The 18950-nt window shown below is 58.8% G+C and carries 18 protein-coding genes; 9 read left to right on the forward strand and 9 right to left on the reverse strand.

Annotation, left to right across the window (positions count from 1 at the left end; translation table 11 throughout):
• The first annotated feature begins 6 nt into the window (after positions 1-6).
• Together DIT72_RS07645 and gshA are read left to right on the forward strand one after the other, a co-directional pair.
• Positions 7-2349, forward strand: coding sequence for a Tex family protein (locus DIT72_RS07645; protein WP_135954559.1), 2343 nt, complete (start codon positions 7-9; stop codon positions 2347-2349).
• 68 nt (positions 2350-2417) lie between these two features.
• Entirely contained in the window at positions 2418-3971 is a 1554-nt protein-coding gene (gshA, locus tag DIT72_RS07650) for a glutamate--cysteine ligase (RefSeq protein WP_135954560.1), read from the forward strand.
• Between the two features lie 30 nt (positions 3972-4001).
• Here the strand turns inward: gshA and DIT72_RS07655 are convergent, their stop codons facing one another.
• Positions 4002-4445: a flagellar basal body-associated FliL family protein gene (locus DIT72_RS07655; RefSeq protein WP_135954561.1), complete on the reverse strand. Its 444-nt coding sequence runs from the start codon at positions 4443-4445 to the stop codon at positions 4002-4004.
• A gap of 162 nt (positions 4446-4607) precedes the next feature.
• Between DIT72_RS07655 and DIT72_RS07660 the strand changes: the two genes are divergently transcribed.
• Together DIT72_RS07660 and rsd are read left to right on the forward strand one after the other, a co-directional pair.
• The gene (locus DIT72_RS07660) at positions 4608-5114 is read left to right on the forward strand and encodes a disulfide bond formation protein B (protein WP_228260750.1); all 507 of its coding nucleotides are present in this window, start codon (positions 4608-4610) and stop codon (positions 5112-5114) included.
• Positions 5115-5205: 91 nt separating this feature from the next.
• Positions 5206-5688: a sigma D regulator gene (gene rsd, locus DIT72_RS07665; RefSeq protein WP_135954563.1), complete on the forward strand. Its 483-nt coding sequence runs from the start codon at positions 5206-5208 to the stop codon at positions 5686-5688.
• Between the two features lie 70 nt (positions 5689-5758).
• Here rsd and DIT72_RS07670 read toward each other — a convergent pair whose 3' ends face one another.
• The 3 genes from DIT72_RS07670 to DIT72_RS07680 form a co-directional block, all read right to left on the reverse strand.
• A complete protein-coding gene (locus DIT72_RS07670; protein WP_135954564.1) occupies positions 5759-6469 on the reverse strand; it encodes an FKBP-type peptidyl-prolyl cis-trans isomerase in 711 nt (236 codons plus the stop codon).
• A 111-nt stretch (positions 6470-6580) separates the two neighbouring features.
• The gene (locus tag DIT72_RS07675) at positions 6581-6961 is read right to left on the reverse strand and encodes a DUF4124 domain-containing protein (protein ID WP_211578676.1); all 381 of its coding nucleotides are present in this window, start codon (positions 6959-6961) and stop codon (positions 6581-6583) included.
• Complete coding sequence (locus DIT72_RS07680) at positions 6961-7491, reverse strand: TIGR02444 family protein (RefSeq protein WP_135954566.1); 531 nt, start codon at positions 7489-7491, stop codon at positions 6961-6963. Before DIT72_RS07680 ends, DIT72_RS07675 begins: the two co-directional genes overlap by 1 nt.
• A 48-nt stretch (positions 7492-7539) precedes the next feature.
• On the opposite strand from DIT72_RS07680, the gene DIT72_RS07685 reads away from it, so the two are divergent.
• A complete protein-coding gene (locus DIT72_RS07685; RefSeq protein WP_135954567.1) occupies positions 7540-9492 on the forward strand; it encodes an ATP-binding cassette domain-containing protein in 1953 nt (650 codons plus the stop codon).
• Here the strand turns inward: DIT72_RS07685 and ppx are convergent.
• Entirely contained in the window at positions 9489-11000 is a 1512-nt protein-coding gene (ppx, locus tag DIT72_RS07690) for an exopolyphosphatase (RefSeq protein WP_135954568.1), read from the reverse strand. The two genes, DIT72_RS07685 and ppx, sit on opposite strands and share 4 nt — an antisense overlap.
• 368 nt (positions 11001-11368) lie before the next feature.
• Between ppx and trxA the strand changes: the two genes are divergently transcribed.
• Entirely contained in the window at positions 11369-11695 is a 327-nt protein-coding gene (gene trxA / locus DIT72_RS07695; protein WP_135954569.1) for a thioredoxin TrxA, read from the forward strand.
• 237 nt (positions 11696-11932) lie between these two features.
• Here trxA and DIT72_RS07700 read toward each other — a convergent pair whose 3' ends face one another.
• From DIT72_RS07700 to moaB, 4 genes are read right to left on the reverse strand one after another with little or no spacing between them, the layout of a single operon-like run.
• Positions 11933-12379 (reverse strand): molybdenum cofactor biosynthesis protein MoaE, encoded by a 447-nt coding sequence (locus tag DIT72_RS07700; protein ID WP_135954570.1) that lies wholly within the window; start codon positions 12377-12379, stop codon positions 11933-11935.
• A gap of 1 nt (position 12380) precedes the next feature.
• Positions 12381-12644: a molybdopterin converting factor subunit 1 gene (gene moaD, locus DIT72_RS07705; protein ID WP_135954571.1), complete on the reverse strand. Its 264-nt coding sequence runs from the start codon at positions 12642-12644 to the stop codon at positions 12381-12383.
• A gap of 2 nt (positions 12645-12646) precedes the next feature.
• Positions 12647-13861 (reverse strand): molybdopterin molybdotransferase MoeA, encoded by a 1215-nt coding sequence (locus tag DIT72_RS07710; RefSeq protein WP_135954572.1) that lies wholly within the window; start codon positions 13859-13861, stop codon positions 12647-12649.
• Between the two features lie 3 nt (positions 13862-13864).
• On the reverse strand, positions 13865-14437 hold the full coding sequence (moaB, locus tag DIT72_RS07715) for a molybdenum cofactor biosynthesis protein B (protein WP_135954573.1): 573 nt from the start codon (positions 14435-14437) through the stop codon (positions 13865-13867).
• A 369-nt stretch (positions 14438-14806) separates the two neighbouring features.
• Between moaB and rho the strand changes: the two genes are divergently transcribed.
• The 3 genes from rho (at position 14807) to DIT72_RS07730 (ending at position 18919) form a co-directional block, all read left to right on the forward strand.
• On the forward strand, positions 14807-16069 hold the full coding sequence (gene rho, locus DIT72_RS07720; protein ID WP_135954574.1) for a transcription termination factor Rho: 1263 nt from the start codon (positions 14807-14809) through the stop codon (positions 16067-16069).
• 356 nt (positions 16070-16425) lie between these two features.
• Positions 16426-17913, forward strand: a complete 1488-nt coding sequence (ubiD, locus tag DIT72_RS07725) for a 4-hydroxy-3-polyprenylbenzoate decarboxylase (RefSeq protein ID WP_135954575.1) — start codon at positions 16426-16428, stop codon at positions 17911-17913.
• Position 17914: 1 nt separating this feature from the next.
• Entirely contained in the window at positions 17915-18919 is a 1005-nt protein-coding gene (locus tag DIT72_RS07730) for a 2Fe-2S iron-sulfur cluster-binding protein (RefSeq protein WP_169450000.1), read from the forward strand.
• Positions 18920-18950 lie beyond the last annotated feature (31 nt).

Consider the following 18950-nt stretch of genomic DNA (forward strand, 5'->3'; position numbering starts at 1 on the left):
GGTTGCATGAACAGTATCATCAGGCGCATTGCTGACGAACTGGGTGTTCGTGAACAGCAGGTTAATGCCACCGTGGAAATGCTGGACGGTGGCGCCACCGTTCCCTTTATTGCCCGCTACCGCAAGGAAGTCACTGGTTCACTGGACGACAGCCAGTTACGAACCCTGGAGGATCGCCTGCGCTATCTTCGGGAACTGGGTGATCGCCGCTCCACCATTATCAAAAGCATTGAGGAGCAGGGCAGGCTGACCGATGAGCTGCGGGCCAGCATTGATGCCGCGGACACCAAGAATCGCCTGGAAGACCTCTATCTGCCGTACAAGCCCAAACGCCGCACCAAGGCCCAGATTGCCCGTGAGGCGGGGCTTGAACCCCTGGCCAATGCACTTTATGACGATCCAGCGCTGGAGCCGGAGCGAGTAGCGGCAGGCTATCTGAACACAGAAGCCGGTATTACCGACACCAAGGCTGCGCTCGACGGCGCCCGCTATATTCTCATGGAGCGCTTTGCCGAAGACGCGGAGCTTCTGGGTGAGCTCCGTGATTTCATCTGGCAGCAGGGCCAGCTCAAGGTTACTGTGGTGGCCGGCAAGGAGAATGAAGGCGCCAAGTTCCGCGATTACTTCGACCATGTTGAACCACTGAAAAAAGTGCCGTCCCACCGTGCCCTGGCCATTCTTCGTGGTCGCAATGAGGGCGTGCTGAGCTATGCCATTGTGCTAGGCGATACCGAAGACGACCGCCGTCAGCCACATCCTGCGGAACAGCGCATTGCCGCACGTTGGCGAATCCGCGATAACGGCCGTGCCGCTGACCGCTGGTTGTCGGAAGTGGTGCGCTGGACCTGGCGGGTAAAGCTGTCTACCCAGATTGAAACCGATCTGATGGCGCAGGTGCGGGAAGCCGCGGAGACCGAGGCCATCAACGTATTCGCTGCCAACCTTAAGGATCTTCTGCTGTTGGCGCCCGCCGGCCCGCGCCCGACGCTGGGGCTGGACCCTGGCCTGAGAACCGGCGTGAAAGTCGCTATTATCGATGGTACCGGCCAGGTGGTGGGCCATGGTGGAATCTTCCCCCATGCGCCACGCAACCAGTGGGACCAGTCCATAGAGCAGCTGGCAACCTGGTGTCGCCAGTACAGCATTGAACTGATCGCCATCGGTAACGGCACCGCGTCGCGGGAAACGGACAAGCTCGTGGCGGATCTGTGCAAGCGTTACCCGGAACTGAAGCTGGCGCGCATTGTAGTCAGTGAGTCCGGTGCCTCCATTTACTCCGCTTCCGAGTTCGCCTCCCGCGAGCTGCCGGAGCTGGATGTGACCATCCGTGGCGCGGTGTCCATTGCCCGCCGCCTGCAGGATCCGCTGGCAGAAATGGTCAAGATCGAACCCAAGTCCATTGGCGTGGGCCAGTACCAGCATGATGTATCACAGGTGCAGCTGGCCCGCAGCCTGGACGCCGTGGTGGAAGACTGTGTTAACGGCGTGGGCGTTGACCTCAATACGGCATCCATCCCGCTGTTGGCGCGAGTGTCCGGGCTGAACCAGAGCATTGCCAATAACATTGTCGACTTCCGTAACCAGAATGGCGTATTCCGTGACCGCAGGCAGTTGCTCAAAGTATCGCGTCTCGGTGAGCGTACCTTCGAGCAGGCGGCAGGTTTTCTGCGCATTGCCAGTGGTGACAACCCCCTGGACCGTTCCTCGGTTCACCCGGAAGCCTATGGCGTGGTTGAGGCGATTGCCCGCAAGAATAGCCGCAAGGTGGAAGGCATCATTGGTGACGCTGCCTTCCTGCGCTCACTGAATCCTCAGGACTACGTGACCGAGCAGTTTGGTCTGCCGACCATAAAAGATATTATTGCAGAACTGGAAAAGCCGGGGAGGGACCCTCGTCCGGAGTTCCGTTTTGCCAGTTTTGAGGAAGGGGTGGAAACTCTGAACGACCTGAAGCCGGGTATGGTACTGGAAGGCTCGGTCACCAACGTCACCAACTTCGGTGCGTTCGTGGATATCGGTGTTCACCAGGACGGCCTGGTGCATATTTCTGCACTGTCCAATACCTTCGTGAAAGACCCGCGGGAAGTGGTCAAAGCCGGGGATATCGTCAAGGTGAAGGTGATGGAGGTGGACATCCCGAGAAAACGGATTGCGCTGTCCATGCGTATGGATGATCAGCCGGGCGAGAAATCCGACAATCGTGCCAGCTCCGGTGGTAATCGCAGGGGCGGCGGTGACAAGCCTTCCGCCAGGAACCATCGTCAGAAGGCAGCGGAAAGTCCGCAGAAAGGTGCCATGGCTGGTGCGCTGGCACAGGCGCTGGCCTCAGCCCGCAAAGACGGCCGTTAATGCACGCAGTCACACACTATACTCATCACCGCCGGTAATCCCGGCAGTCATCCTAGCAGGAGTCATTCATGGGTGAATCCCGCCATCAGCTTTTTCAGCAGTTCACTGCCAGCCAGTGGACAGGGTTCAGAAAGGGCGTGGAGAAAGAGGGCCTGAGGGTCGATCGCAACGGTTTTATTGCGCAGACTCCGCATCCGCGCACGCTCGGCGCCGCGCTGACACACCCTCGCATCACAACAGACTACTCTGAGGCCCTGCTGGAACTGATCACACCGGTGTTTGACACCACCCGTGGCATGCTCGACTCGCTCCGGGACATTCACCGGTTCGTGCAGATCAACCTGGGTGACGAAGTATTCTGGGCCCCCAGCATGCCCTGTGAGCTCGACGGCGACGAGAGCATTCCCATTGCCGAGTACGGTACGGCCAACATCGGCCGCCTCAAGCATGTCTACCGTCAGGGGCTGGCAGTGCGCTACGGCCGCATGATGCAAAGCATTGCTGGCGCCCATTACAACCTGTCATTGCCAGACAGTTTCTGGAGCCTCTGGCAGCACGCGGTTGGCGATCAGCAAAGCCTTCAGGACTTCAAGTCGGACCAGTACTTCTGGCTGATCCGCAATTTCCGTCGTCGCAGCTGGCTGCTGATGTTGTTGTTCGGGGCGTCTCCGGCACTGGATGCCAGCTTTGTTGCCGGGGTACGCCATGACCTTGCCCGATTCAGCGACGACACCCGCTACGGCAGGCACGCCACGTCCCTGCGCATGGGGGATCTGGGTTATCACAACAATGCCCAGGCCTCGCTGAATATCTGTTTTAACGAGCTCAAGACCTACACAGACACGCTATTCCGGGCAATTCATACGCCGTGGCCACCCTATGAAGAAATCGGTATCCAGCGTGATGGTGAGTTTATCCAGATCAATACCAGTGTGCTGCAGATCGAGAATGAGTACTACAGCGCTGTGCGCCCAAAGCGTACTACCGCACCGCAGGAAAAGCCGATCCAGGCCCTGGAATCCCGTGGTGTGGAATATATCGAAGTGCGCTGTCTGGATCTGGATCCGTTTTCCCCGGTCGGGGTCAACGAAAGCCAGATCGATTTCCTCGACCTCTTTCTGATGGACTGCCTGTTGTCTGATAGCCCGCGTATTGACGATGATGAGTGTGACCGGCTGGATGATAACTATCAGGACGTGGTGGCCAGGGGGCGGGATCCGGAGCTGACCCTGTGTCGCGCCGGTGAGCCGGTTGCTGTGAGCGATGCTGCCACGGCTGTGCTGGACAGGCTGGAACCGCTGGCGGAGCAGTTGGACGGCTGGAACCGCGACGATACCTATCGACGCGCCCTGAATGACCAGCGGGCGAAGTTGGCGGATCCGCTTCAGGTTCCCTCGGCAAGGGTGCTGGAAGCCATGGAGAGTTCCGGCATGGGGCATCGGGAGTGGGGGCTGGAAATATCCCGGCGCCACCAGCAGACATTGCGGAACGAAGGCCTGCCGGACGAGCTGATGGCGGAGTTCAAACAAATGAGCGAAGCATCACTCTCCGAACAGGCTGCCATGGAGCAGAGTGATAACCAGCCTTTCGATGAATTTCTTGAGCAGTATCGCCGCTCTTGAAGTGACGATTCCGGCCCTGCACCCCGGCGGTTATTTCTGTACCACGAACTCGGTGAATAACACGCCGGTGATGCTTTCACCGGTCTGTTGTTCTGCCAGTACCGCATTGATTCTGCCTGTGGCTTCCTCCCGCAGTGCCTGCTGCCCTTCATTTCCGGATAGCCGGTCGGTATCAGTCTGTTCACCAAACAGCATTACCAGCTCGTGGCGCAGCCTGGGCATGTGCGCTTCTACCGCTGAGCGCGTGGTCTCCCTGGATGCCCGCAGGGTAACGGCGGCTTTGAGGTAGGTCAGCCTGGTGCCAGGTTCCCCGACATGGGTCACGAATGCAGGATCCATGGCGATGTAGTCGGTTACGCCCGGCTCTTCGGGCTGTTCCTGCTCTGCTGCTTCGTCTTCCTGGGCAAAGCTTGCGGATGCCAGGGCCAGGGTAATCAGCAGTGCCAGCAAAAGGTGCTTTGGCTTAAGTGTCATAGGCTTGAAGTTCGTATTGGTATAAGGTTGAGTGGCTGGACGCCCGCAGGCGCCACTGATGCTGGGAGAATAGCAGGGTCGGTGCAGGGTTGCAGCATCTGGTGGTTCCGCCGCTTTGGCGGAATGAACTGTCCGACATGAATGTTGATCAGAGGTACGCATTTGAATTCCAGAGCCGTTTTTTTTCTGATATTCCTGCTTTGTGCCGGCCTGTTGGGCGTGGCCTTTTACATGGAACATGTGATGGGGCTTGAGCCTTGCCCGCTATGCTGGTTGCAGCGCTTCGGCTTTATGGCGGCCGGCCTGGTCAGCTTGCTGGCAGTACTGCACGGCCCCCGGGGCTTCGGGACAAGGGTTTATGGCTTTTTTCTGGCGCTGAGTGCAGGAGCTGGCCTTGGAGTTGCCGGGCGTCAGCTCTGGTTGCAGAGCCTGCCTGCTGATCAGGTTCCTGCCTGCGGCCCGTCGGTCGACTATATGCTGGATGTGCTGCCCTGGACGGAGGTGCTGACCACAGCCCTGAGGGGAACCGGCGACTGCGCCGAGGTGACCTGGCGTTTCCTCGGTCTCAGCATCCCGGGGTGGACCGCAATCTTTTTCACCCTGTTGGTAATCATTGGCTTGATCATGCTGTTCCGGCCCCGCAAAAAGTCTGGCTGGATACAGGGCTGAAACGGTTGCGGCGGACGGTCAGCATGGGGTAACTTGAGACTCGACCAGGCAAGAAGAATCAAACCAGAACCGGTAACCGGAGAAAGGCGTCATGTTGGATAATTGCCGTAATGCCAGGGAGCGTTGGGGGGGCGTCAGCGAGCTGATTGACCGCTGGCTGAAAGAGAGGCAGGAGCTGCTGGTGCATTATTGTGAACTGTCCGGCGCCACGGATTACTCGCAAACAGATGCACTGCACGGGAAGTTTGTCAGGCTCTGCGAGGTACTGGTGGATTACGTATCGGCAGGGCACTTCGAGATATACGAGCAGCTCGTACAGGAAGCCAGGGAATTCAATGATGGTGGTCTGGAGCTGGTCGCAAGGCTGTATCCGAAGATCGAGCAAACCACGGAAACGGCACTGAACTTCAATGACCGTCTGAACGGCCAGTCACTGACCGAGAGCGAGGTCCGCGAGTTGTTCCAGCAGCTTTCGGAACTGGGAGAAACGCTGGAAAGCCGCTTCGAGATGGAGGATTTCCTGATCGAGCATCTTCACAACGCCCATGCAGAGAAAGTCATGTCGTCAGCCTGAATGGCCCGCTTTATGGCTTCCCCCCGAGCTCATCCGGAGAAGTGGGGGGGAAGACCAGAACCCGAGGTGATTATTCCGGGTTGATTTCCAGCAGTTCCACGTCAAACACCAGCGTCTCGTTCGGCCCGATCCTCTGGTTTCCACCCGGCCCGTAAGCCAGTTCTGCCGGGATATAGAGCCTGGCCCTGCTGCCCTCAGACATCAGTTGGAGGCCTTCGGTCCAGCCCGGAATAACCTGAGTCAGGCCGAAAGTTACCGGTTCACCACGCTCGCGGGAGCTGTCGAATACCTCACCGGAAATCAGTTCGCCGGTATAATGAACCCGCACACGGTCCTCTGCGGTCGGCTTTTCTCCGTCACCTTCTTCCAGGATTTCGTATTGCAGGCCTGAATCGGTGGTTTTAACACCTTCGCGTTCTGCATTCTCGGCCAGGAATTCCTCTCCGGCTTCGCGGTTCTTTCTGGCCAGCTCTTCCGTCTGGGCCGATTCTTGTTCCCGGAGCTGGGCCTGGAAGGCCATCAGGGCCTCCTGGATCTCTTCCCGGCTCATGCGGGCCTGCTCTTCGTCGCCGGCGTGGCCATGCTGGATGCCCTGCAGAAACTGCTCCATCTGCAGATCTGGCAGATCGTTGCCCATGCGTTCACCCATTGCCAGGCCCATGCCATAGCTGACCTTTTCATCGGTGGATTCCAGTGGGGGATTATCCTGGGCCGCATCCTGAGAGGATGAGCAACCGGCCAGGGCGCCGGCAACCGCCAGTGCGATCAGGGTTTTGTTCATTGCCTGTTCCTTCATTGTGGTTACAGTTGAATCATTGCGAACGCACAGAAGGTAACGGGTTCTGCCGCCAGATGCCACTGAACATGTGTTAAGGGAGGAGTAACGGCAGCGTCAGCTGCCGTTGTTGGCGGCGTCAGGAGACAGTGAGAACGGCGCGCGGTAGGGGGATTGCCAGTCGGTGTCCGGATCAGCGGCCGGTGGGCGCACAGTTGTGTCGTCTGTGCGTTCTATGGCCAGCGCATTCCAGGAGCCCTGGGGTGGTGGTTTGTCGGCGTAATGCCAGCTTCCGTCACTGTCCTGCCACTTGAAGACAATGTCCGGCCCTTCAGTGGACACCGGAGACGGAACCAGCCCTTCGAAGGAGGGAATGTCCACGTTTGCTTCTGTCTCGGTGGACTCGGTTGACGTATTCGCGGGGTCATTAATGCCAAAAAACATCAACGCAACAAGAACGCCCAGTGCGGGGAACGCCAGCCGGATCAGCCATTTCATCAACACGGCTTTTTGTCTCCCTTTGCGAGCATCGACAGTTCTCTGGCAAGTGTGTCCAGCAATCTGCCGGTCTCGTTATCCATTTTAGTCTCCGGTGCCGCAGTGAGCAGGTTGTTCCGGGCCAGGCCGGCCGTGGTTCCCTCACTGGAGGCTGTTTGTATCTCTGCAACCAGAGCCTGATAAGCCAGCGCCAGCTCAACCCGCTCAGCTTCAAGTTCGCTGCGGGCTATGTATTCTCTCACGATAGCAGTGCCAGGATTGTTTTTCGTTATGTATTTTCTCGCAGATCTCAGTGGTACGGTTACCCGGTTTCGCCAGTCGGTTACCGTGGCGCTCTCCCGGCCCGTAAAACTGTGGCCAGAAGATGCAAGCCAGGCGGCACTGAGAATCCGCGTAACACTCCAGCCCCGGCTCTGCAGCGCCAGGCAGGCTTCCCGTGCCCGGCGCGCTGCCCATAATCGGCAGGCAAAATGCCATAACGGGTTTTCCGGATCAGTATCCTCAGGTATCTTGCTCCCGCTACACGACATAGAGCCTCTACTGGTTCCCTATTGAACGTTCCCTGATACCATTACGTTATGCTAACGATAACCGATCTCAGTTTACAACGGGGTGGCGTCTGGTTGCTAGAAGCCGTCAACCTGACTGTTCAGCCCGGCCAGCGGGTGGCGATAGTCGGTGCCAATGGCGCCGGAAAATCCAGTCTGTTCCAGTTATTGCTGGGGCAGTTGTCACCGGAGCAGGGCAGTGTGTCATTACCCGGTGGTTGCCGAATCGCCCATATGGCCCAGGAAGTGGCGGCTTCGTCCCGCAGTGCCAGGGATTTTGTGCTGGATGGCGATCACGACCTGCGGCGAATGGAGGCCGAACTGGCCGCTGCGGAAAAACGCGGAGATGATCACACCATTGCGCGTATTCACGGCGATCTCGACGTTCACGAAGCCTGGTCCGCGCCGCGCCGGGCGGAAAGCCTGCTGCGGGGGCTCGGGTTTTCGGATGCCGATGCTGACCGGCCGGTATCGTCATTTTCCGGTGGCTGGCGGATACGTCTGAATCTGGCCCAGGCATTGATGCGCCCCTCGGACCTGCTGTTGCTCGACGAGCCCACCAACCACCTGGATCTGGACGCGTGCCTGTGGCTGGAAAACTGGCTGCGACGTTACGAGGGCACCCTGCTGTTCATTTCCCACGACCGGGATTTCATGGATCGCGTGGCCACACATCTTGTCCATTTTGACCGGCGAACCCTGGAACTTTATACGGGTAATTACTCAGCATTTGAAACCCAGCGCAGTGAGCGTCTTGCCCAACAGCAGGCCGGTTATGAACGCCAGCAGGCCAAGATCGCCGAGATCCAGCGCTTCATTGACCGTTTCAGGGCCCAGGCCACCAAAGCCCGCCAGGCCCAGAGCCGGGTTAAAGCGCTGGAGCGAATGGAAAGAATCGCTCCCGCCCACGTCGACTCGCCGTTCAGTTTCGAGTTTCCGGTGGCCGACAAAGTCTCCAATCCGCTGCTGACTATCCGCAACGGCGCCGCCGGTTACGACGAAACGGTCATTCTCGAGGGGATCAATCTTTCCCTGCTGCCCGGAAGTCGCATTGGTCTGCTGGGTCCCAACGGCGCCGGCAAATCCACCCTGATGGATGCCTTGCGGGGTGAAAGCACGCTGCTTCGGGGCGAGCGGAGCACCGGAGAGCACCTGGCTATCGGTTATTTTGCCCAGCACCAGCTGGAATCCCTCGATCTGGATGCCAGTCCCTTTCTGCATCTGCAGCGGCTTTCTCCCAGGGCATCGGAGCAAAGCATCCGCAATTTCCTGGGGGGCTTCGACTTTCACGGAGACGGCGCCCTGAGTGCCATCCGCTCGTTTTCTGGCGGTGAAAAGGCCCGCGTGGCCCTGGCGGTCATTGCCTGGCAAAAGCCCAACCTGCTTTTGCTGGACGAGCCCACCAACCATCTGGATCTGGAGATGCGCCAGGCCCTGACCATGGCTTTACAGAACTTTGACGGCGCGATTGTTGTAGTCTCCCACGACCGCCACCTGTTGCGTAACACGGTGGATGATTTCTGGCTGGTGAACGACGGCCGGGTGACGGAATACGATGGCGATCTGGAAGATTACGAGCGCTGGCTGGCGGATCGACGCAAGGATGAAACAGAAGCGCCCAGGCGTGAGAATGGCAATGTTTCTGCCGCTTCAGTGGCAGAGGCCGACGTCGCCGGTGTCGGCGAGAATGCGGAAGATCGTAAGGCCCGCAAGCGGGCAGAAGCGGCTGTTCGCCAGAAACTCAGCCCCTATCGCAAGAAGCAGGCCGCGCTGGAGAAAGAAATGGACAGGCTGCAGTCCACATTGATGACACTGGAGCAGGACCTTTCCGAGCCTGAGCTCTATGCTGACCAGGGCAAGCAGAAACTGAAACAGCTGTTGGGGCAGCAGGCAGCCGCCAAGAGCCGTCTTGCAGAGGTTGAGGCAGAGTGGCTCGATATCAGCGAAACGGTGGAGAACCTGGAGGCAGAACTGACCCCCTAGATCTTCACTTTCAGGCTGAAATCCTGTTTGGCGAGGTAGTCCCGTTCATTCTCGAGATCGGCGAGAGTGAGCGGACGGTCATCCAGCCAGCCGGCAGGGAACTCCACGGTAAGACCGTCGCTTGAAGGGCGCAGGCGGAGTTCCGGGGGTTGCTCGTGATTTCGGGGATGCTGCAGTAGCACGGCCAGGCGAACCAGAATGCTCAGATATCGCAAACGGGGAATGTCCTCGGGGTCCAGGCCTTCGAAAATGGCTGACGAGAATTTGCGTCGGTGGCCCCGTACCAGAGTCGCCAGGTCACGCTGGAATTGCTGGGTGAAGCCGGGCAGATCCGAATATCGCAGCAGGTAGGCACCGTGCTTGTGGTATTGGCTGTGTGAAATTGTCAGACCGATCTCATGCAGCCGACAGGCCCATCGAAGCGCTTCCTCGTCAGCCGGAGTATTCAGCCCCCAGGTATCGGCTACCTGTTTCCAGGCCGCGATAGCGGTCTCCTCCACGGCAGCACCATGCTCGTTGTCCACATGGTAGCGCTCCTGCAGGGCCTGGATCGTCCGTTCCCTTACGTCTTCGTGCTGGATTCTGCCGGCAATGTCGTATAAAAGCCCCTCTCGCAGGGCGCCATCGGCGAAAGTCAGTTGCTCTATCTGCAGTGACTGGAAGGCACCCATCAAAATGGCAAATCCTGCCGGGAAAATGCTCTGCCGGTCGGAGCGCACCCCCAGGTCGGCAAGCTTCTCGACCTTGCCCATGTCCACCAGGCGCTTTCGGAGTTCGGTCATGGCCTTGAGGGTGATGGTGCCGTCAGTGATCTTGAGACTTGCCAGTACACTGGCAATGGCCTTGATCGAACCGGATGACCCAACGGCGCTTTGCCAGCCCTTGTTGCGGAAGTGCTGGCGAATGTTGAGTAGCTCCTGCTCGGCGTGGGTAATGGCCTTGTCCATCTGCTTGCGGGTAATCCTGCCATCCGCGAAGTAACGGTTGCGGAACGAGACACAGCCCATGTGCAGGCTTTCCAGTTCCTGGGGCTCGAAACGCTCACCAATGATGAATTCGGTGCTGCCGCCGCCGATATCGATCACCAGCCGTCGGCCACTGTCATCGGACAGGGTGTGGGATACGCCCAGATAGATCAGCCGGGCTTCTTCGCGGCCGGCAATGATCTCCACCGGATAACCAAGCACCTCCTCCGCGCGCGCCATGAACTCCTGGGCATTGCGCGCCACCCGCAGGGCATTGGTGCCCACCACCTGAACCGCTTCCGGCGGCATCCCCCGTAACCTCTGTGCAAACCGGCCAAGGCAGGCCATGGCGCGAGCCTGGGCTTCTTCGGTAAGGCGGTTGTACCTGTCCAGTCCGGCCCCGAGCTGAACCTTCTCGCCCATCTTCTCAAGGGTGCGGATTTCGCCGTGAACAAGGCGGGCAACCACCATGTGAAAACTGTTGGAGCCCATGTCAATCGCTGCAAGCAGCTCTGGCGTGGTGGCGGAGGAGTTGGCCGTCACGTGTATTGAATTCCTTCTGCCAGGCCCTAAATAGAGGGAAGGGAGCTTGATAAGCCGTGCGAGGGAAACCCGGCAACGGTCGTCTGATAACCAGTGAACATGCGATGGCGGGCGGAATATCCGCCAGGCATGGTGATCACTATAAGCGATATGCGATGTAACGCAATGATGCGCTACGGGTCAGGGTAATCCGAGAGCTTGGGGCTGAAGGAAGCGCTTCACATAGGCCTGACCAATCGCGTAAAGTATCGCCTACCATGATTACGGTAAACGGTCATTCATAGCCAATGGCTGTGACCGTCAGTAACAGTCAATAGCATTGGCAAGCGGCCCGCGCCGTTGGCAGATGCACGAATCGGGAAACTGAAATGAGCGGAAATATTGTAAACGTCACAGATGCCTCTTTTGAGCAGGATGTCCTGCAATCAGACATACCGGTACTGGTGGATTACTGGGCAGAATGGTGCGGCCCCTGCAAGATGATCGCACCGGTGCTGGAAGAAATGGCCGAAGAATACGAAGGCAAGTTGAAAGTGTGCAAGCTGAACATCGACGAAAACGAGCAGACACCGCCCAAGTTCAACATCCGCGGGATCCCCACGCTGATGCTGTTCAAGAACGGCAACGTGGATGCCACCAAAGTGGGCGCCCTGTCCAAGTCACAACTGGCCGCCTTCCTGGACAGCAATCTCTGATCGCTGTCCCCGGAAAAAAACCGCCCCTGAGCAAACGTTCACGGGCGGTTTTTTATTGCCATGAAGCAGTCAGAAGAGTCTTGAAAACCACTCCAAATCAGGCAGGCAATGCCATCCCCCTTCCGAAAATATGCGCAGCCATGGATGGCGGAGCCCAAGCCTATACGGACGTATTCACAGCGTTTTTCGGAAGGGGGGGATGGCATTGCCTGCCGTCTGGAATAAAGTCCCAGAGAGCTACTCCCAGCTCTGAGACCGATCCCGGTCAGCCGCCTTCTGCTCCACCCAATGCTCGCTATCCCCGGTAATCTCCTTCTTCCAGAACGGCGCCGATGTTTTCAGCGCATCCATAATGAACTCGCAGGCCGCAAACGCATCCCCGCGGTGGGCGCTGCACACCCCCACAAACACAATCTGTTCCGCCAGGGCCAGGAACCCCACGCGATGGATGACGCGGGCCTCACGCACATCCCAGCGCTGCGAAGCCTCATGAACCAGCCCTTCAATAACCTGCTCCGTCATCCCGGGATAATGCTCCAGAAACAGCCCCGTCACATCCTTCAGGTCACCACTGTCCCGAACCAGGCCGGTAAACGTCGCAATAGCCCCGGTCCCGGAGCCACTATCCCGGAGTACACGGTATTCCTCAGCAGGATCAAAATCCTGTTGCTGGACACGAATCACATCAGCCTCCTGTCACTGGTGGGAAAAAGGCCACCTCATCACCAGGCTGCAATGCCTTCTCGGGCTTTGTCATTACCTGGTTGACGGCAATCATCACCGGTTGCGCACCGTCCAGCTGGGCCCAGTTTCCACCCCTGCCAGCAAGATCATGAAGCAACTGGCCTGCCGTCAGCCCGGGTTTGGCTTCAACCCTCAGCGTGGCCGTATCCAGCTCCTCCCGCAGGCGGGCGAAAAACTTCACAGTAATGGTATTGTCGGTACTCATGGTTATTCCAACAGCTCTGCAAATGAGTAGTAGGTAACAGGGTCGCCCTGGCCAATGGTCTCGTTCTCCGGCACCACGGCCAGCCCATCGGCCCAGCACGCAGAACTCAGCACGCCAGAGCTCTGGTTGGGATAGGCGGTGATTACCGGGCCGTCATCACCCATGCTCTTGCGGGCACGGACATACTGTCGACGAACCGAGGGCTGCTCCGTAGAAAAAGCCGCCGGTAACCGTTCACCAGGGCCGGTAACGCCTGTCCGGCCCTGACAGGCGCGGATAAACGGCATGCCCACCACCAGAAAGGTTACCAGCACGGCCGCCGGATTACCGGGCAGGCCAAGCACCGGAGTATCGGCAATCGTACCGAACGCCATCGGCTTGCCGGGCTTGCTGGCCATGCGCCACAGGGACAGTTTGCCTGACTCCTCCAGCACTGCCCGCACGTGGTCTTCCTCGCCCACCGACACGCCACCGCTGGTGATGATCAGGTCGGCTTCGGCTGCCGCCCGCTCAAGAGTGCTGCGGGTTGCTTCCCGGGTATCCTTCAGGGTTTCACAGAGGACCACTGCGCAGCCTGCTTTCGCCAGCAGCCCCAGCATCGTATAGCGATTGCTGTTATAGATCTGGCCGGGCCCCAGCGGTTGTCCGGGATCCACCAGCTCGTCACCGGTTGTGAGAATGGCGACTTTCAGTTTTGCGTACACGGCAACGTCTGCCACACCGATGGAGCCCAGCAGGCCCATCTCCTGGGGCCGAATCCTGGTGCCTTTCGCCAGTGCCAGCTCACCCTGGACCAGGTCCTGTCCGCGGCGACGGATATTCTGGCCTTCGCTCACCGGAGCATTAATCGTTATGCCGTCATCGGACACGGTGACCCGCTCCTGCATGATGACGGAGTCCGCGCCTGAGGGAATTTCCGAACCGGTGAAAATGCGCACAGCGGTTCCGGGCTTGAGGGCATCAGGCGCTTCGCCGGCGGCGATACGGCCAGACACCGGCAGCGGGCCCTCGCCGGCAAGATCTCCGGCGCGCACGGCATAGCCATCAACGGCACTGTTGTCTGCTGGCGGCACATCCGCAGGAACCGTGTAATCCCGGGCCAGAACCCGGTCCAGGCTGTCTGCCAGCGGCACGGTTTGGGTGTGCGCCACCGGGCGGGCCCGGGCAACCAGATGGTTAATGGCATCGTCGACGGGAATCAGGTCAGAACTTGCCATGGATTATCGCTCCGAGCGCTCGCCAATGACCTGATTGATGCGGTTCAAAGGCCGATCCGGCTTGCCCAGGGCCAGAGCCGAAAAATTGCAGGGGCCGTGGCGGCTGTCCAGTTGGCTGCTCAGAATGCCGTCCCAGCCGGTCCGACAGGCGCCCGTGGAACCGGGCAGGCAGAAAATCACGGTGTGATTTGCCATCCCGCCGAACGCCCGGGACTGAATGGTGGAAGTACCGATCTCACCGGCGGACAGGCGGCGGAATTCCTCGCCAAACCCGTCAATGCTCTTGTCCAGCAGCGGGGCGACGGCTTCCGGGGTGCTGTCCCGCTCATGGAAGCCGGTGCCGCCAGTGATGATCACCACATTGATCTCAGGGTCAGCAATCCATCCGGACATCAGCGCCCGCACCAGATAGACATCGTCCGGCAGTATCCGCCGGGCAACCAGCCGGTGGCCCGCTTCGATTATGCTGTTTTCCAGGAACTGCCCCGAGGAGTCCTCTGCCTCGCCACGGCTATCAGACACCGTTAGCAGGGCGATGTTCAGGGGTTTCAGTTCGATGGTGGTGTCGCTGCTCATGGATGCTCTCCAAAGTCTTTGAGGTCTGTCCGACAGTATCCTCATTGGCAATGATGAATGGAAGGGGAGTAACCCATCAGAGGGAGGGAAGGCCGGTGCCCTGAATAGCAGTGACGGCCACAAAACCGCAAATCGCTGCAAAAGTGTGGAACATCACTTGACATTGATACGCAAGGTAGCTGATTATCGCTGTTGCCCGGCGAACGGTTGTTCTTCCTGTCTCTGGCTTCAGTACTTATCCGGACTTCATCTATACCGGTTGCTCCATCTGGCCAGCACCTAGATCAACGCATACCTGATCAATCCGTTCAGTGGCACCCCTGTCATTCCAATGTTCGCTTACTTCCATTCCTGACAATCTAATAACCTATGAATCTTACTGAACTCAAGCAGAAATCCGTGCCCGAATTGCTCGATATTGCGCAAGAGATGGGCCTTGATAACCTGGCTCGTTCGCGCAAGCAGGATGTCATCTTCACAATCCTGAAGAAGCACGCAAAAAGCGGCGAAGACATTTATGGCGATGGCGTACTGGAAATTCTGCAGGACGGTTTCGGCTTTCTGCGATCCGCCGACGCTTCCTACCTTGCCGGCCCGGACGATATCTACGTTTCACCCAGCCAGATCCGCCGCTTCAACCTGCGGACCGGCGATACCGTTGCCGGCAAGATCCGCCCGCCCAAAGACGGCGAGCGTTACTTTGCGCTGTTGAAAGTTAGCGAGATCAACTTCGACAAGCCGGATAACGCCCGCAACAAGATTCTGTTCGAGAACCTGACACCGCTGTTCCCGGACGAACGTCTGTTGCTTGAAGCGGGTAATGGCAGCACCGAGGACCTGTCTTCCCGTGTGCTCGACCTGGTTTCTCCCATCGGCAAGGGCCAGCGCGGCCTGATTGTCTCTCCGCCCAAGGCCGGTAAGACGCTGCTGATGCAGGGCATAGCCCAGGCCATCACCCGTAACAATCCGGAGTGCCATGTGATGGTGCTGCTGATTGACGAGCGTCCGGAAGAAGTCACCGAGATGCAGCGTACCGTGCGCGGTGAAGTGATTGCATCCACCTTCGACGAGCCACCGGCCCGTCACGTGCAGGTGGCCGAAATGGTCATCGAAAAGGCCAAGCGCCTGGTCGAGCACAAGAAGGATGTGGTGATCCTGCTGGATTCCATTACCCGACTGGCCCGTGCCTACAACACGGTGATTCCGTCATCCGGCAAGGTTCTGACCGGTGGTGTGGACGCCCATGCTCTGGAAAAGCCGAAGCGTTTCTTCGGTGCGGCCCGGAACGTGGAAGAGGGCGGCAGTCTGACCATTCTGGCAACGGCGCTCGTGGATACCGGTTCCAAGATGGACGAGGTTATCTACGAGGAGTTCAAGGGCACCGGCAACATGGAAGTGCACCTGGACCGCAAGATCGCCGAGCGTCGCGTTTACCCGGCGATGAACATCCGCCGCTCCGGTACCCGCCGCGAGGACCTGCTGATGAGCGAGGCGGATATCCAGCGTATCTGGATTCTGCGCAAGCTGCTGCACTCCATGGACGACGACACCGCTGCGATCGAATTCCTGCTGGACAAGCTCAAGGAAACCAAGACCAACGACGAGTTCTTCCAGTCCATGAAGCGCCGTTGATTCTTACAGCGCTTCAGGTTTGGGGGGCGTACAGCGCGGGGGCATTCCTCCCCGGACACGCCGTAAATACGTCCCTGTAGGCTTGGTCTTGCCATCCCTGGCAAGACACAGTCCAAAGAGGAATGCCCCCGCGCTGTTGATCTGATTCCGTGCGCGCATCGTTAATACCGTCTCAGGCGCTTCACGCGCTTTGTTTGCAGCCGATTCGGGGCTGATGAACAGGGTGCTGGATGTCTTTCCCAGACCGTGCATTGCCATGGATGGCAATGCCGAGCCCCCAGGGATGGGTTTACGGCGTGTCTGGGGAAGATATCCAGCATCCTGTTCCTGCACCCAAGTTCAAACCGGAGCGGCCGATGAAATACAACGACCTGAGAGACTTCATTGACCAGCTTGAAAAGCTCGGTGAGCTGAAGCGGATTTCAGTAGAAGTTGATCCCCACCTGGAAATGACCGAAATCTGCGACCGCACGCTGCGGGCAGGTGGCCCCGCGTTGTTGTTCGAGAATCCCAAAGGTTACGACATGCCGGTGCTGGCCAACCTGTTTGGCACTCCCAGGCGTGTCGCTATGGGCATGGGGCAGGACGACGTGACTGCACTGCGGGACATCGGCAAGCTGCTTGCCTTTTTGAAGGAGCCCGACCCCCCCAAGGGCTTCAGGGACGCCATCGAAAAACTGCCGCTGTTCCGGCAGGTGATGCGCATGAGCCCGAAGGTGCTCCGTTCCGCGCCCTGTCAGGATGTGGTGATTGAAAAAGACCAGGTGGATCTGTACCAGATACCGGTGCAGCACTGCTGGCCCGGGGATGCAGGACCACTGGTGACCTGGCCGTTGGTGATTACCCGCGGGCCGAACAAGGAGCGCCAGAACCTGGGCATCTATCGCCAGCAGGTCATAGGTCGCAACCGGCTGATCATGCGCTGGCTCAGTCATCGTGGTGGGGCGCTCGACTTCCTGGAATTCCAGAAGGCCAATCCCGGCAAACCCTACCCCGTAGCCGTCGCTCTGGGGGCGGATCCCGCGACCATTCTCGGGGCTGTGACGCCGGTGCCGGACAGCCTCTCCGAGTATGCCTTTGCCGGCCTGTTGCGGGGTGGTCGTACCGAACTGGTGCAGTGCGGCCTCAGTGATCTGCAGGTGCCGGCCAGTGCCGAGATTGTGCTGGAAGGCTTTATCTATCCCGATGATATGGCGCCCGAAGGTCCGTTCGGGGATCATACCGGCTATTACAACGAAGTGGATCAGTTCCCGGTGTTTACCGTGGAGCGGATGACGCACCGCAAGGACCCGATTTATCACAGTACCTACACCGGCCGCCCGCCCGATGAGCCGGCGATTCTCGGGGTGGCGTTGAATGAAGTGTTTATTCCCATCCTGCAGAAGCAGTTTCCCGAGATCGTGGATTTCTATCTGCCACCGGAGGGGTGTTCCTACCGTCTTGCCGTTGTGACGATGAAAAAGCAGTATCCGGGCCATGCCAAACGGGTGATGATGGGTGTATGGTCGTTCCTGAGGCAGTTCATGTACACCAAGTTCGTCATTGTCACCGACGATGATGTGAACGCGCGGGACTGGAAAGACGTGATCTGGGCCATGACTACACGCATGGATCCGGCCCGCGACACGATGCTGGTGGAGAATACCCCCATCGATTACCTGGATTTTGCGTCGCCGGTCTCCGGGCTGGGCTCGAAGATGGGCATGGACGCCACCAGCAAGTGGCCGGGGGAAACCGATCGCGAATGGGGCACGCCCATCACCATGTCCGATGGTGTCAAAAAGCGTGTCGATGACATCTGGGACAGCCTGGGGATTGAAGTTTCACCCGACCGCCCCGACTGATATGGCCAGTGATTTGTTTCGTATCAGGCTGCTACCGGCTGCATTATCGTTTGACACCGCGGTCGGTGTTACGCTTCTGGCCGCCGCCGCTGAGGCGGGCATTGCGGTTCCAGCTGCCTGCCGCAACGGTGTGTGTGAACTCTGTGAGGCCCGCCTGGTCAGTGGCGCGGCCCTGAATACCCGTAATCAACATACAATTCCGCTCGCCGGGCGCCTGATGATGTGTCGCACCCTCGCGCTCAGCGACCTAGAACTGGAGATAGACGCCGTTATGGCAGCCGGAGACAACCAGCCCCGCAAGTTCCAGGCAAGGGTGGTGGACGTCCGTTCCATCAGCCACGATGTATACCGTGTGGAACTGCAACTGCCCCGTCGCCGGGAACTGTCGTTCCATGCCGGCCAGTATCTGTCGGTGAACCTGCCGGATACAGATCCATGCTACTTTTCCATCGCCAGTAGCCCGTCACAAGAGCTGATCGAGTTGCACATCCAGGCGACGCCGGAATGGGTTTCTGCCCAGAAAGTGATCGACGCGCTTACCTCCGGAGGAGAAGTCACCGTTGAATTGCCACACGGCCGCGCCTGCCTGGCCTCGATACCGGAAAAACCTTTGCTGCTGGTGGCGGCCGGAACTGGTTTCGCCCAGATGAAGAGCCTGGTGGATTACCTGCGTGAAACCTCTTACGACAAGCCGGTGAAGCTTTACTGGGGGGTTCGTCGTCACGAAGATATGTATCTCCGTTCCCTCGCGCAGAAGTGGCAGGATGAGTGGCCACCGCTTACCTTTCTGCCGGTTGTGGGAGATGATGAAGACAACGACTGGAGCGGGCATCATGATCAGCTGGTGCGGGTAGTCCTGGCTTCAGGTATGGACTGGAACAACGTGGAAGTGCACGCCAGCGGCTCGCCAGCGATGGTTTATACCTTGATGGATGCATTGTTGGAGGCCGGCCTGCCGCAGCAGGCGTTTTTCTCTGACGTGCTGGAGTATGCACCCAGGGAATGACCGGATTGGTGTTACGGTTGTCGGATTACGG

The sequence above is a fragment of the Marinobacter orientalis genome (genome assembly GCF_004792665.1).
GTDB classification, from domain to species: domain Bacteria; phylum Pseudomonadota; class Gammaproteobacteria; order Pseudomonadales; family Oleiphilaceae; genus Marinobacter; species Marinobacter orientalis.